We start from the raw sequence: 13870 nt of genomic DNA, 5'->3' as shown, positions 1-13870 counted from the left end.
GCTGTCTCCACTACGGACGAGCGATGCTTGCCGTGCCCACCACCGGCTGGATCAGCAGGCTCATGACCCGGCTCCAGCGCACCACAGCTTTTGCGTCGACATAGACCACGTCCTTGGGTTCGAGCTCGAAGCCCTCGGCAATGGCCAGCGCAATCGGCGAAGTCCCGTCCAGGTGGAACACCTTCGGTTCATCGGTGGCCGTCTTGCGAATCACGAAGATCTGCTCGGCGTTGGCGGATCCGGGGTTGACGCCGCCCGCGTCTCCCAGCGCCTCGTTAAGCGACATGCGCCCGTTGCGCATCAGCAGCGAAACCGGCCGCACCACTTCACCGGTGACGAAGACCTTGCTGTCCTCGCGTTGCTCGACGCGCACGATGTCGCCGGAGCGCAGCATGATGCGCGCGGGATCCACTCCCTTGGCGAGCAGGGCAGGGATATTGACGTACCAGCTCTGCTCCCCGCGGGTGACGCGCACGCGGCTGTTGTCGCCGGTCAGGTTCAGTACGCCGCCGGCGCGGTTGAGTGCTTCCACCAGGGTCATCGGCGCGTCGTCGATGGCTTGCATGCCCGGCGTCTTCACCTCGCCGTCGACATAGATGCGCTGGCTGCGGAAGCCCAGCACGCGAACCGTCATCTGGGGATCCTTCACCACCCGCGACAGGATGCGCGCCATCTGGTCGCGCACATCGTTGGCCGTTTTCCCGGCCACCTTCAACACGCCCGCATACGGGAACTGGATATCGCCCTGGGCGCTGACCACATAGCCGGGCACATTGGAGCCGCCGCTGGAGGTCGGAATCTCGAACGCGGCGCCGATGCTGTACGTCTGCGTCGGGAACACCAGTTCAGGGTGATCCCAGACCACCACGGAGATGATGTCTCCGGGACCGATCCGGTAAGGCTGCGGTGTCGCGTACAGTTCTTCCACACCTTGATTGGTTGGCCTGCTCTTGCCCTTCAGTTCACGAACCAGGTCCAGGGTGATCGGTGTCACGTCGACAACGGCGTCCGACCCCATCGCGGTGGTAGTGGCCCGGGAACTCATCGTCATACCGGGCGAGGCGGCGACGCAGGCTGCCAGCAAAGCGGAGGCGCCGAGCAAGGTCAGGCGCGAGAGAAACGTATTGCGAAGCGAAGCGCCGGTGCGGAATTCTGGCTCATCATTGCATGCGTTCACGGTATTCTCCATCCTTGTTCCAAACGGACATCGCAAGGCATGCCATGTCCACGGATGATCGCATCTTAGAAAGCCGCTCGTCCCGATTCGGTGCGCTGTCGCACACTGGTTGCGGGTTGCGCCGCGCGGCCGGAATCGGGATGGTGTGTGGGCGGCCGCACGGATTGAGGCAGTTGCGTTGGGTAGCCTGCGTGCAGGGGCGTGTCATGGCCCGGGGTTGCCCTCGGGCCGCGCCTTCTCCCTTCCTGCAACCCGGCTAGCGCTGGAGAAGACGATGCGAAGCTTGATCATCAACGCCGACGATTTCGGGTATGACGAAGACACCGTCAAGGCGACCATTTCCTGCTTCGAAGGCGGTCTTCTCACCAGCGCGACCATCCTGGCCGGGTGTCCCGCGTCCAGGCTGGCCTATGACTACGCCAGGCAGCATCGCAAGCAGCTGTCATTCGGCCTGCATTTCAATATCGTCGAAGGGCGGCTTGCAACACAGGCTGGGAAGTCGTCCCTTTGCGGCAGCGACGGCATGCTTCGGCCGTGCAAGGCACAGCGGGTACGCGCCATGGCAGGCCTGCTTGCGGAGAAGGACATAAGAGAGGCGTTTCGCCAGCAGCTCACCGAATTGCGTGATCACGGCGTGCAGGTCACGCATGTCGACGGGCATGGGCATCTGCACAAGTACCCCGCGGTCATCCGCGCGATCAAACAGGAGATGTTGCAGGCTGGTATCAAATGGGCCCGCCGGCCCCAGAACTGCTATTTCCAGGAGAATGCAATACGCGGCGCCCTGAATGTATGGTTGCTGCATCACTTTTACGGCCTTCGGCATACCGATTACTACATCGCGGCGGACCCGCGCGAGCCTGGCTGGGCATTGCGGTTGCCGGCAATCCTGCGTGATGGCGTGACAGAGATGTCGGTTCATCCCGGCTTCGCCGAACCCTGGCGGCGGGACGAGTCCGCGCCGTTGCTCCAGCCCGCCGAACTGGCTGCGAGGCTCGAGAGCGCCGGCATCGCGCTGCGGCGCTATGGAGACTTATAGGACATCGCCCGCGCCCGAATTGATCGCCATGCCGACACGGCTCGTGTGGCACGCCACTGCGCCATGGGCCCTACCGGGCGCATTGTTTGCTGGCGCATATTTTTAGTTTCAACGGCATCCGGCACGATGGCGGAATCAGCGACAGTGATGCGCGGCAGGCGAGCCGACCACGAGGAAATGAACGATGCAACGGAAGGGAGCCACGGACGCCCAATCCGCTACGGCCGTTGAGTTCGGCGATGGCATGGCGAATGCGGAAGAGAAACAGGATCTGAGGTCGATCCGGCTCGCCGTGATGAGCTCCTTTGTCTCGAAGGGGTCCAGCGTTGCCTATCAGGTGATCAGCATCCCGCTTTTTGCGAGAGTGCTCAATCCTGAGGATTTCAGCGCGATCATGGTCTACTACGGCATCACGACCTGGCTGACGCTGGTGGCGATCGGAGTATGGCCGACGGTGTCGGCGCATGCCGCGGATAAACGCAAACAAGGCACGCTGCCGGCCGTGGTGCTTGAGTCTGCACTATGGCTCAGCGCACTGCTTGGTGCGGTCATCGTGCTGGCGCTGGCGTTCCGGCCGGTGCTGGAGGGCAGCGGCGCCAAGCTGTTCTCGGCGGAGTATTTCAATCTGCTGATTGCCGCATTGTGTTGCAATGCGCTGATCTTCGTATTCTCGCTCGGAGAGTCGGTCAACCAGGGACAAAGCCGTCAGCATGTCAACAACCTCATTGGTGCCGCGTCCAACATCCTGAATGTGCTCTTTATCTACGTGGCGTCCCAGTCGGACGCCACGGCGGACGTGGTGTCCCTGTTCGTCGCCAGCCAACTGGGTTTCATCCTGGCAAAATTCGGCTGCTTCGCCAGTGTGCTGAAACGGGTTGGCTTGCCGCATGGCGTTCGTGCGCCGGGTCTGGCCAGGGAACTGATTGTGAATTCCAGGGCCTTCCTGCTGGCGCAACTCTCTGGCGCCTGCTTGCAGCAGGGCGCGGTGCTTCTGTGCTATGAGTCCGGACGCGCGCAGGATGCGGCCCTGCTTGCATTGATGTTCAGGGCCAACATGCTGCTGAGCAGCGCGGTATGGATGATCAACCAGCCGCTCTGGCCGATTGCCCATCGCCATCTTCTGGACGGGAATACACAGTGGCTCCTTGCGCTCTATAAGAAGCTGAGCCTGCTCTATACCGCCTACGGCGTCCTGGTGATTGCCGGGGCAGCGGTTCTCGGTGGTTATGTCATTACGTTCTGGACGTCGTCCGAGTTTGTGATCTCGAATGCCACGGCATCGTTATGCGCGCTATATTTTGCGATCATCGTGTCAACGCAGGCCGGCGTTCCGGTGTTAATGGGGGCTAAGGCGTTTGCAAGCCTGAGTAAGGTGGGCATGTCCGAGCTGATCGTTGCTGGCGTACTGGGTGCGCTGCTCCTGCTCACGGGCAACATCAAATTCCAGTACGTTGTGATCGCGCTTATTGTCGCTAATTCAGTCACCGCGCTATGGATGCTGCCACGTGGCGCGCTACGGATTCTTCGTCAGCCGAGGTAGTTGTCCCGGCCTCGCCTGCGGCAGGCTCGTGGGCTGTCGAAACCCTGAAGCGGGCGGGAAACTGAGAGAGCATGTCGTTGTCTGTCTGGAGGCGTCCCACAACGCGGGCCACCCGTCCCTGATGGCCGCGATTATTTTTTTTGCCGCTATTTTTTGTCAGGGTTTGAAATGACAAGAATCTCCGTCATATCCGTGAACTACAACAATCGCGATGGCCTGGCGCGCACCATGGACAGTGTGGCCAGTCAGCAACGCGCTGGGTTTGACCTGGAGTACCTTGTGATCGATGGCGGCTCGAAGGATGGTTCAGTCGAACTCATGCAGGCGCGGCGGCAGGAAATCGATGTGCTGATCAGCGAGCCGGACGGCGGTATCTACGACGCCATGAACAAGGGCCTGCGCCATGCCACCGGGGACTGGGTCAACTTCATGAATTCCGGCGACTGTTTCGCGGATGAGTTCGCCCTGAGGAGAATCGCAGAGGCGGTCGGGGATAAGCCGGAGTGCCGTCTCGTGTATGGCGACAATATCAGCGTGCGTGGACACGAGTCAGCGGATGTCGTCGATGTGCTGAAGGCCGGCATCATCCATGCCTGCCACCAGGCGATGGCATTCTGGATTTGCGATCTGCGGTATGACGAGCGCTGGCCGATCTACGCCGACCTGGACTTTGTGCTGCAGTACTACCTCCGCTTCTCCAAACACGCGTTCTACTATCTCGGTGTGACGCTGTCGTCGACAGAGGAAAGCGGAATGAGCGCAGCCCACCCGCACCGGAAGCGGCTGGAAAAATTCGGAATATTGCTGAGCAGGCTTGGCCCGCTGGCGACGCTGCGCGCCCTTGGCGGCGCGGTGCTGCGCAAGTTCCGGTAGCGGGACGGCGCGGTGATGCCCGCAGGTGCTCCGAGCGCGCTCGCTCGTGCTTCCAAATTATCTGCGCTTCTCGGTCAGCGTCTTTCACTCTCTGCCATGGCCACTCTCCACGACCGAAGCGAGCGGCGTGTGCAGGGCTTTCCCGTGTCGGAAGAGACATGCTAGCTGGCAGACGCCATCAGATCGTCTTGAAGCGTGTTAGATCCTTGCGTGCCATGGTTCAGGATGGAACGATACAATGCACTGTAGCGTTGCGCGATATTTGAATACGAATATTCTTTCGCCTTTTCTTCCGCAGCCATTCTCAGAACATTTGACCTGGCTTCGTCTTCGATTACCCATTTTATGCCCCTCGCCAGATCATCGACGTCGAAGGGTTTGGCAAGCCAGCCATTGCGCTGGTGACAGACAATATCCGGAAGTCCCCCGATATTGAACGCAACTACCGGCGTACCGCATGCCATGGACTCGAGGCCGGTATTAGGAAGATTTTCCTGTCTCGACGGAATTACCATCGCATCACCCGCGCTGTAAATGCAGCGCAATGTCAAATCGTCATGAACATGGCCCAGGTAGTGAGTTTTATATTTCAATTTCACTGGCTCTTGCGGCTGGCTCTGGCCAAACACGACCAACTCTATCTCGTCTGTGCCGACATCGAGGATGTTCAGGGACTGGAGAAGGAGATCGATACCCTTGCGCTCGTCCCGGCCCCCACCGATTGCGCCGAACACGACAATTTTCTTTTCAAGCGGCAGCTTCAGCAGGCTGCGTGCCACACGTTGGTCTACGGGCCGCCAGGTCTCCAGGTCCAGCGCGTTCGGAATCACGGTCACCGGCCACTCGCGCATCAACGTGCTATCCCGGACACAGGTGGCTAGCCAATGACTTGGGCTCACAATATGAAACGGTGCTTTCCACGCCCTGCGCTTGCGTTGCCAGACCCAGCGGTCCCAATCGATCGCCGGCCCGCCTGCCTGTCGGGGGACCTTTGCATATCCGTTCTGCCAGCGCAATTCACTTGTGTAGTGCTCTGCCCCACAGAAGGCCCACATATCGTGAATAGTCCAGACGACAGGTTTGTTGATACGGCCCAGTTCCTCGATTGATAGCATTTCACCGCATATCCAATGCAGGTGGACGACGTCAACAGAGGACCTGTTGATAGACCTTACTATCCCCGATGGCAATATGGCCGGTGATCGGAGTGTGCTGTCCTTGGGGCCCAGCAGGCGCGAGGTAAGTTCCCCCACGGCGCCCCCTGCTATCCCCCTTATCCTGGGCAGGATGCCCGGACGGGAACTGACAACCCAATCGTCGGAGTGCTTCTTCACGACTTGCATGCGAACGTCGATACCGGCCGCTCGCAATGCGCCTTGAATTCTATAGGCAGCACGGGCCGCTCCACCGAAGATGTCTGAATGGTTCAATTTCAGAATACTGAGATCATTCATCGCGTCTGGACCCTAGTAATTAACCGCCTGATGGGAAGCTGGTTAGCGTGCTTGTCAAGAGTGACATATCATCTGGACGATCTGACCCAGGGCTTCTCCCGCGTGCTCGCGATCGATCCGGAACTGGTCGCGCAGTGATGCCTGCAACTGCGTGACTTGCGTGCGCTGCGGTTGTTGCTTGCGCAGGAACGCAAGCGCGCCAGCAACGAAGTCGGCTCCCTGGGCGACTACGAGGCCGCCGTCGCCGCGAATCATCGAGGCAATGCAGCCTCGGTCGTTGGCGATGACCGGAATGCCATAGCTATGGGCTTCAAGCACGGTAAGCGGAGAGGCCTCGTTCGCATATGTACTGGGGAACACCAGCACGTCGATGCTGCAAAAGAACTGATGCTTGGCTTCTCCATGTACCGCGCCGACGTAGCGGGCGGCGGGTGTCCGGGCGAGCTCCGCGTTGAAATCGGCAAGGATTTCCTGCGCGACAGGTCCGGCGATGCGCGCATCGATGTCCAGGTTCAGTGCCTGGGCGCGTTGCACCAGGGCAAAGAAGGTGAAGATGCCCTTGGCCGTGGTGATATTCGAAAGAAAGCCGATCGTGAGCTTGTGGCGCTGCGATGGCTCGGGGACATCCTCCTGCTCGAAGTCGACCAGGCTCGAATTGGGCAGAACGCGTACCTGCGTGGCGGGCAGGCCGTATATCTGCATCAGCTTCTCGCCCATGCCGTCGCACAGCGCCAGATGCGTGGCCCCCGGCGCACACCATAGCAGCGCACGCGTGTACCAGCGCGCCCTGCTGACGTAGGCAAAGCTGTGGTGATGGATGAAGATCCTCACGCCAAAGAGATGCGCCGTGAGTGCGAAGGGGATATCGAGCATCTGCCCGAGCCCGCCTGATATGCCCATGTAGAAAGAGCGGGGCCGCTGCAACAGGCAGGCGTACAGGAGCCGGAGCCAGAGCATGAACCGCCGGCAGAGGCTTCCTGCCAGCGCGAGCTTGCCGGTGCCCGCCCAGGCAGTGTCCAGCGTGATGACGCTGGCCTGCTTGCGCAAGTGTTCCAGCATGCGCAGGCAGGCCGCGGAATAGCCGTGCACGGGCGGTGGCAGTGGACCCAGGAAGATAACTCGATTGGACATGCTGTTCCTCAGCATCGATAGCCTTGTGTTTCAATGGCGCGCGCCTCGCGCCGCTGTTGCGGCTCCTGCCGAGGTGCGCCTGTGCGCGCCGCGGCACCATGCGGCGTAGCCGGCCGGTGCGTAGCGCGCCAATGATCAGCGTCGTGCATCCTCGAGGATCGTGATGCACCCGTCCACGATGGTGCGCCCAGCCACCGCTGGCGTGAACTCTCCAATGACTTCCAGGCACCTGCGGGCCGTGGCTTCGACATCGCTAAAGATCCGCACCGCCTGCCCAAGGGCGCCGGCAAGTGCCTTGATTTCGCGTACCGGAAACGTCAGGCCGGTCTCTCCCTCCAGCACCAGTTCCGGAATACAGCCGCAATGATCGCTGACCACCGCGGGACAGCCATAGCTCAACGCCTCGTTGACCACGAGGCCCCACGCCTCGCTATGGCTTGGCAGCACGAGGCACGTGGCACGGCCATACTCCGCGGCCAGCTTGTCGATAGCCATCGGGCCAAGAAACTCCGTTGCCGCTGTCACGCCGAGTTCGCTGGCGAGCCGGTCCAGCGATGGCCTGTCGTCACACGGGCCGGCCAGGACCAGGGTGGCGAGCGGATGTTCGCGCAGGACCAGGGCAAAGGCGCGCAGCAGGTCCTTGACCCCCTTCTTCTCCGAGATCCGTCCGACAAAGAGGAATCTGGGCGATGAAGGCGATGGCGCCAGTTCCAGGCGACGCTTCTCTGCGTCTTCCGGGCGGTACCCATGTGGCAGGGCCGCCGCCTGGCAACGGTCGAATACCCGCGACGGCTCGGCCCCGAGCGACACGGCGTAGGCGTAGCCGCGCTGTCCGTAGACGAATACGCCGTCGCAGTGTCGGAAGAAAAATACCTTCAGGCGATGCTTGATCGGGTTGCTAGGCTGGTCCATGGCCGTGGCGTCGCAGAAGACGGCGCGCCGTTTTCCGCGCACCATGCAAGCAAGCAGCATGGCCCAGTACTCGATCAGGTGATATCCGGGCATCACCACGATGTCGGCCGGCGAGCGCCACACCTCCTGCACCAGCCGCAGGCATAGCTTCCAGCGGGGGATCGCTTCATAGGGTAGGTCGAACAGCACTCGATGCGGATACCTGTGATAGCTCGCGTCGACGTTACTCATTGACGTGCGGCCGCCGTCAGTCGGTACTACGTGAGAAAAGCGCACGCTCCGGCCAAGCTGGCGTGCATGCGAGAACGCCTCGCTGAAGACCGCGCCCTTGTACTTGGGCCATAGCATGTTGTGATAGATGTCGATCATCCTGCCGTGCCTCTCAGTTCCCGCAGCCTCGGATATCCACTTGCAACGCGAGCGGCGCCAACGCCGGAATGGCGGCTTGACGCCAATGTACGGCTGCCATGCCGTCGGCACCGTTTGCTAGCACACAGATTCAGCGCGGCTTTGGGGCGGAACGCGGGCGGCGCATCCGCATCGACGACGGCTGCGGTGTGGCGCGCGCCAGTCGCGGCGTGACGCCGAACGGACTCGCGTGGCGAGCCACTGCTCGATGTTCGCGATGGCGGTAGAGCGGTGCCGCCGCCGCGGTCCAGGGGCCGCGGCGGCGTTCGGGAGTCGATCAGCGAGACCGATGCTGCTCAGGAAGTGACCGGGTGTGCCGGCAGCGAGTCAATGCGCGCTCGCGCGCGCTTTCGGCGGTAACGCATCACACGGTCTACAGCAAAGAAGGCCAGCGCCGCGCCCGAGCCGTAGGCGACGGCGACCATCAACGCGCCGCGCAGCAGAAAGATCAAATAGAGGGAGAAGTAGATTCCCGCAGCCTGCGCCAGAGGATTGTCCGAGTAGCAGAACTTATCAAGCAAGCGCGCTACCCATGCAAGCGCCACCGCTGCGATGACTACGCCAAATACGGAGAGGTCCACATAGGCTTCCGCGACCAGAGGTGCCGACAAGTTGTCGAAATCCATCTGGTAGTTTGCTGACAAGTACTGTCCGATTACGATACCCGTGGCCAGCGGTTTGGTTTCCCAGAAGGTGTGTGGAACAAAGAACAGGAACGTGCCAAGCAGTTGCCTGCCCAATTGAATTCCCTGGCGGTCGACGATCTCCACCACGGTGTGGAGATTCGCCCAGGCATCATAGTGCAACTGCAGAAAGTGGTAGGAGTAGAGATCGGGATCGAGTATAGCCTTGAGATCCCAGGACTCCACTTGATTGTGCGTGAAGGCCGAAGACAAGGGGAAGAACACCCCCATCAGAAGCAGGAGCACGGTGATCTGGACGCGTGACGTGCGGGCCAGGCCGGGAACCAGCAGGAACAACAGTCCCATATAGACCGGACCGAGCGTATTGCGTTTCTCGATTGCGGGATTCAGGTTCACCAGTACACAGGCGAGGAAGAAGAGGAAAAAAAGAATCCAGACCGGTTCCTTCAGAAAGCGGGTCCGCTTTGCCGCGACAATCATGAACAAGATCGGCACCGGGATGAAGCAGAAAAATTTTTGCTCGAGGAGGTAGGCGGGCGATGACTCGAACGTCCCCAGCGTGACCAGTTCGATGGACCGCGTTGACAAGTAGACGGTAAGAAGGGCAACCGGTACCAGCAAAAGCGATCGACGCGCCGATAGCCGGGTGGAGGGATGACGCGTCGGCGGACGAACGGAATGGCGCCTTGTGCGGGCGAGTATGTAACGCCTGGCCAGCAGGTAGCTCAGCACGAAGGTCATGCAAAGCAGGTTCGTGATGACGGCGTACGTCTCGTTGAGAACCGAGGTGTTGACAAGGTTCTCCTCTAGCAAGGCCAGTTGGACATTCGGTGCAAGGAGCAGAAACATCAACTCGAAAAGCAGCACTGCCGCGTCCGCCATGGACGGGAGCCGCTCATTGTTGTGCATCACCCAGTGTGCGGCGATTACGGCCGCCAGCATGAACGACGAAGCCAGCAACGTGGGCGTGCTGACGTGCGACACGGAATGGCAGATGCTGACCAGCGAGACGATCAGCGCGATCACTACCATGTCCCACACCGCGTTGATCGGTATACGCATGTGCTGGCTCCTCTCGGTATTTCAAGGCAGACCGCCGGGCAGCCTGTTCGCGGATGGAATGGACAAAACCGGCATGTTGTCCGGCGGGCCGTAGGCACCGTGCCGCGTCCCCTGGCCTTCGCAATGGTCCCAAGTGTTGCCTTTGGTGCGGGAGGGCGTATGTTCGGCAGGACACACCAGCCATCATTTGGCAGGCGGGCGCCATGGATGGCAGGCACGCTACCGCGGCCAATCCCGGCAAGAGGAGCAAGAGCGCCTGAAGCCCCATGCTTCGGGCGGCAAAGCTGATGTTGGCGACATCCCGATAGCGCGGGTGGACGCGTTGCCTTGCCCCGGCGCGGCGCGGTCTGCGAACTCACGCCTGGCCACGCAGAGCAGGCTCAGGGCAGCGGCTCGGGATTTGGGGTCGATGCCGGATAGTCTTTGCGCCACCCTGATTTTCAGCGGCTGGCGGCCAGCGTACCCACGGTGGCATGCCAGCGCTCGCGCAGTTCGGGGTAGCGATGTACGGCTGCAAGCCAGTCCTCCATCCACCGGGGATGGCTGAAATAGTGCGCGTTCGCCTTCATGCCAGCGCTTGCGTGCGGAATATCCACCGCAGGGATCATATCGGCTTGGCAACGAGATTGCCCGCCGTGCGGCACCGCATGGGAATGACGGCAAAAGGCGCGGGCTAAGCCGCGCTTTCCACGAACTTGAGAACCGGTTCCGGCAGTCGTGGCTTGATCGGACGGCACGGGCTGCCCACGCAGACCATCTTTGCCGGCATGTCTTCAAACACCGCGCTACGGGCGCCGATGACGGCTCCGTGGCCGATGGTGACACCGGGTGCGATGAACGTGTGGCAGGCAACCCACGCCTCGTCTTCCACCCGGATCGTGCGGCAGCGAATCGGGAAGTCCGGCAAGCGGTAGTCGTGGTCGCCTCCGCAGAGGTAGCTGTGCTGAGAGATCACGGTGTTGCTTCCGATGATGATCTCGCCCAGGGAATAGAGCTCCGTATAGTCACCGATCCAGGAATGGTCACCGATCGTTATCTTCCACGGATAGGTGATGCGCACGGTGGAACGGATGATGACCTCCTTGCCTACCCGTGCGCCGAAGAGCTGTAGCAGCCATCGCCGGAAGCCGTCGGCACGGTGGAGCGAGTGGCGGAAGAGCGTCGCTTCGACGATCCACCACAGCCCTACGATAAACGCTGAGCGTCCCCGGAAGTCCTCTGGCATTTTGAACGATGACAGATCTTGCATCATGTCGGTCTCCTTGGGCCATCGCCTGGCAACAGGTCGCACCGCTGGCCTCTTAGGTTATGGGAACTGCCTCAGTCTGCGCGGCGCCCAACAGGCCGCTGGCTAACGCGTCCTCGTAGGCCCGGCGCAGACCGGTTGCCAGGTTGACGCGCGGATTCCAGCCGGTTTGCGCCAGTGCATTCCAGTCAAGCCGCTTGCGCGGCGTGCCATCTGGCTTGGTCGCGTCAAAGCGGATTTCACCGCGGTAGCCGGTCGCCCGGGCCACCTCCACCGCGAGTTCGCGGATCGTGAGTTCATCGCCGCTGCCGATATTGAGGATGCCCGTGGGCGCGGCGCAGGCCTGATAGGCATCCTTGGACATTGTCATCACGTGGCGGCAGCCTTCGGCCAGGTCGTCAGCATGGAGAAACTCCCGCATTGGCGTGCCGCTGCCCCAGACCGCCACCGTGGCGGCGCCGGCAATCCGCGCCTCATGAAACCGCCGGATCAAGCCCGGTATCACGTGGCTGTTTTCGGCATGGTAGTTGTCGCCGGGACCATACAGGTTGGTGGGCATGACGCAGCGATAGTCGGTGCCATATTGCCGGTTGTAGCTGTCGCACATGGCAATGCCGGCGATCTTGGCAATGGCGTAAGGCGCGTTGGTGGGCTCCAGCGCGCCTGTCATCAGCTCGGTCTCCCGGATCGGCTGGGTGGCCAGTCTGGGGTAGATGCAGCTCGAGCCGAGGAACAGCAAGCGCTCGACATGGCTGCGCCAGGCCTCGTGAATGACATTGGCCGCGATCATCAGGTTTTGCTGGATGAACTCTGCCGGGTAGGTGTTGTTGGCATGGATACCGCCAACCCGTGCCGCGCCGAGGTAGACCTGCCCGATGCCTTCGGTGGCAAAGAACTCGCGCACCTGTTGCTGGTCGGTCAGGTCGAGCTCCGCGTGGGAGCGGGTGACGATGTCGGTTTCGCCGGCAGCGCGCAGGGCCCGTACGATGGCGGACCCCACCATGCCGCGGTGGCCCGCCACGAAGATACGCCGTGTGTTCCTATTCATGATGATTGTAGGCACGGAAGCCAGCCATCCTGACCAGGGCATCGCGGCGCGCTGCGGAGAAGTCTGACTCGGTCATCTCGCGCACCAGCTCTTCGAAGCCGATGCGCGGCGACCAGCCCAGCCGTTCGCGTGCGCGGGTGGCGTCGCCCAGAAGGGTTTCCACTTCCGTCGGGCGGAAGTAGCGCTGGTCCACGCGGACGATCACGTCTCCGGCCTTGCAATGCGAGGACAACTCCGGACGGCTCTTGTCGACATGCGCGATCACGCCGACTTCGTCCACGCCTTCGCCTTCGAAACGCACGGTAATGCCGAGTCCGGCCGCGGAGCGCTCGACGAATTCGCGTACGCTATGCTGCTCGCCGCTGGCAATCACAAAGTCCTCTGCCACGGCTTGCTGCAGCATCAGCCACTGCATTTCCACGTAGTCGCGCGCATGGCCCCAGTCACGAAGCGCCGCGAGATTCCCCAGGTACAGCGTGTCCTGCAGGCCGAGCGCAATGCGGGCGATCGCGCGCGTGATCTTGCGGGTCACGAAGGTCTCTCCGCGTACCGGGCTCTCATGATTGAACAGGATGCCGTTGCAGGCATACATGCCATACGCCTCGCGATAGTTGACGGTGATCCAGTAGGCGTACAGCTTGGCCGCGGCGTAGGGGCTGCGTGGATAGAAGGGCGTGGTCTCCTTCTGAGGAATCTCCTGCACCAGGCCGTACAGTTCGGAGGTGGACGCCTGGTAGAAGCGCGTCCGTTTTTCCAGCCCCAGGATCCGAACGGCTTCGAGCAGGCGCAGAGTGCCAAGCGCGTCTGTGTTGGCGGTGTACTCCGGTTGCTCGAACGAGACCTGCACATGGCTTTGCGCCGCCAGGTTATAGATCTCGTCCGGTTGCGACTGCTGCACCACGCGGACCAGGCTGGCCGTGTCGGTCATATCGCCATGATGCAGCACCAGACGGCGGTCTTCTGCCTGCGGATGCTCATAGAGGTGATCGATGCGGTCGGTGTTGAACAGCGAACTGCGCCGTTTGATGCCGTGCACTTCATAACCCTTGTTGAGCAGGAACTCGCACAGATACGAGCCATCCTGGCCGGTGATGCCGGTAATCAACGCGCGCCGCCGGCGCGCATCCCGTGGCGAGCCTTGTGCTTTGTCCTGGCTGCTTGCTGCCACATGACCGAGAGGTTCCAGTTCGTTTGCGCCCATAGCGTTCCGATGTCCGATGAGTGTGATTCTTGCCAGGCAACCCAAAGCGCGCCGGGCGGCGAGCCGGATCGCGGCACGATGCCAGGGCGACCTGCCGCGCCGCGTGCAACGCGGACAAGGGCCGTTTTTCGGACT

Annotated in this window: 12 protein-coding genes; 3 read left to right on the top strand and 9 right to left on the bottom strand. The window is 61.6% G+C overall.

The features are described from left to right. Positions 1 to 10: 10 nt before the first annotated feature. Positions 11 to 1189 carry a polysaccharide biosynthesis/export family protein gene (locus ACZY0R_RS07250; protein ID WP_488857777.1) on the bottom strand — a complete coding sequence of 393 codons (1179 nt, stop codon included), beginning with the start codon at positions 1187 to 1189 and terminating at the stop codon, positions 11 to 13. Positions 1190 to 1451: 262 nt separating this feature from the next. Here ACZY0R_RS07250 and ACZY0R_RS07245 point away from each other — a divergent pair, with 262 nt between their 5' ends. From ACZY0R_RS07245 to ACZY0R_RS07235, 3 genes are all read left to right on the top strand, one after another. Further along, entirely contained in the window at positions 1452 to 2216 is a 765-nt protein-coding gene (locus ACZY0R_RS07245) for a ChbG/HpnK family deacetylase (RefSeq protein WP_488857776.1), read from the top strand. A 184-nt stretch (positions 2217 to 2400) separates the two neighbouring features. Continuing rightward, the gene (locus ACZY0R_RS07240; RefSeq protein WP_488857775.1) at positions 2401 to 3756 is read left to right on the top strand and encodes a lipopolysaccharide biosynthesis protein; all 1356 of its coding nucleotides are present in this window, start codon (positions 2401 to 2403) and stop codon (positions 3754 to 3756) included. 168 nt (positions 3757 to 3924) lie between these two features. Next, complete coding sequence (locus ACZY0R_RS07235) at positions 3925 to 4629, top strand: glycosyltransferase family 2 protein (protein ID WP_488859553.1); 705 nt, start codon at positions 3925 to 3927, stop codon at positions 4627 to 4629. A 161-nt stretch (positions 4630 to 4790) separates the two neighbouring features. On the opposite strand, the gene ACZY0R_RS07230 is transcribed toward ACZY0R_RS07235, so the two are convergent. From ACZY0R_RS07230 to gmd, 8 genes are all read right to left on the bottom strand, one after another. Then, the gene (locus ACZY0R_RS07230; RefSeq protein WP_488857774.1) at positions 4791 to 6083 is read right to left on the bottom strand and encodes a glycosyltransferase family 4 protein; all 1293 of its coding nucleotides are present in this window, start codon (positions 6081 to 6083) and stop codon (positions 4791 to 4793) included. Between the two features lie 54 nt (positions 6084 to 6137). Continuing rightward, positions 6138 to 7214: a glycosyltransferase family 4 protein gene (locus tag ACZY0R_RS07225; protein WP_488857773.1), complete on the bottom strand. Its 1077-nt coding sequence runs from the start codon at positions 7212 to 7214 to the stop codon at positions 6138 to 6140. Positions 7215 to 7349: 135 nt separating this feature from the next. Further along, positions 7350 to 8495 (bottom strand): glycosyltransferase, encoded by a 1146-nt coding sequence (locus ACZY0R_RS07220; protein ID WP_488857772.1) that lies wholly within the window; start codon positions 8493 to 8495, stop codon positions 7350 to 7352. 335 nt (positions 8496 to 8830) lie between these two features. Further along, positions 8831 to 10240, bottom strand: a complete 1410-nt coding sequence (locus tag ACZY0R_RS07215; protein WP_488857771.1) for a hypothetical protein — start codon at positions 10238 to 10240, stop codon at positions 8831 to 8833. Between the two features lie 440 nt (positions 10241 to 10680). Continuing rightward, positions 10681 to 10809, bottom strand: coding sequence for a hypothetical protein (locus tag ACZY0R_RS07210; RefSeq protein ID WP_488857770.1), 129 nt, complete (start codon positions 10807 to 10809; stop codon positions 10681 to 10683). 104 nt (positions 10810 to 10913) lie between these two features. Further along, the gene (locus ACZY0R_RS07205) at positions 10914 to 11492 is read right to left on the bottom strand and encodes a putative colanic acid biosynthesis acetyltransferase (RefSeq protein WP_488857769.1); all 579 of its coding nucleotides are present in this window, start codon (positions 11490 to 11492) and stop codon (positions 10914 to 10916) included. Between the two features lie 49 nt (positions 11493 to 11541). After that, positions 11542 to 12534 carry a GDP-L-fucose synthase family protein gene (locus tag ACZY0R_RS07200; RefSeq protein WP_488857768.1) on the bottom strand — a complete coding sequence of 331 codons (993 nt, stop codon included), beginning with the start codon at positions 12532 to 12534 and terminating at the stop codon, positions 11542 to 11544. Beyond that, complete coding sequence (gene gmd / locus ACZY0R_RS07195; protein ID WP_488857767.1) at positions 12527 to 13735, bottom strand: GDP-mannose 4,6-dehydratase; 1209 nt, start codon at positions 13733 to 13735, stop codon at positions 12527 to 12529. Before gmd ends, ACZY0R_RS07200 begins: the two co-directional genes overlap by 8 nt. Between the last annotated feature and the right edge of the window lie 135 nt (positions 13736 to 13870).

Source organism: Cupriavidus sp. F041 (genome assembly GCF_057814235.1).
This window is presented reverse-complemented; position numbering and strand designations above follow the sequence as displayed.

What these genes read in the sequence shown, in the direction of transcription:
- ACZY0R_RS07250 (WP_488857777.1), bottom strand. Translation starts at nt 1,189, where the DNA reads ATGGAGAATACCGTGAACGCATGCAATGATGAGCCAGAATTCCGCACC.
- ACZY0R_RS07245 (WP_488857776.1), top strand. Translation starts at nt 1,452, where the DNA reads ATGCGAAGCTTGATCATCAACGCCGACGATTTCGGGTATGACGAAGAC.
- ACZY0R_RS07240 (WP_488857775.1), top strand. Translation starts at nt 2,401, where the DNA reads ATGCAACGGAAGGGAGCCACGGACGCCCAATCCGCTACGGCCGTTGAG.
- ACZY0R_RS07235 (WP_488859553.1), top strand. Translation starts at nt 3,925, where the DNA reads ATGACAAGAATCTCCGTCATATCCGTGAACTACAACAATCGCGATGGC.
- ACZY0R_RS07230 (WP_488857774.1), bottom strand. Translation starts at nt 6,083, where the DNA reads ATGAATGATCTCAGTATTCTGAAATTGAACCATTCAGACATCTTCGGT.
- ACZY0R_RS07225 (WP_488857773.1), bottom strand. Translation starts at nt 7,214, where the DNA reads ATGTCCAATCGAGTTATCTTCCTGGGTCCACTGCCACCGCCCGTGCAC.
- ACZY0R_RS07220 (WP_488857772.1), bottom strand. Translation starts at nt 8,495, where the DNA reads ATGATCGACATCTATCACAACATGCTATGGCCCAAGTACAAGGGCGCG.
- ACZY0R_RS07215 (WP_488857771.1), bottom strand. Translation starts at nt 10,240, where the DNA reads ATGCGTATACCGATCAACGCGGTGTGGGACATGGTAGTGATCGCGCTG.
- ACZY0R_RS07210 (WP_488857770.1), bottom strand. Translation starts at nt 10,809, where the DNA reads ATGAAGGCGAACGCGCACTATTTCAGCCATCCCCGGTGGATGGAGGAC.
- ACZY0R_RS07205 (WP_488857769.1), bottom strand. Translation starts at nt 11,492, where the DNA reads ATGATGCAAGATCTGTCATCGTTCAAAATGCCAGAGGACTTCCGGGGA.
- ACZY0R_RS07200 (WP_488857768.1), bottom strand. Translation starts at nt 12,534, where the DNA reads ATGAATAGGAACACACGGCGTATCTTCGTGGCGGGCCACCGCGGCATG.
- gmd (WP_488857767.1), bottom strand. Translation starts at nt 13,735, where the DNA reads ATGGGCGCAAACGAACTGGAACCTCTCGGTCATGTGGCAGCAAGCAGC.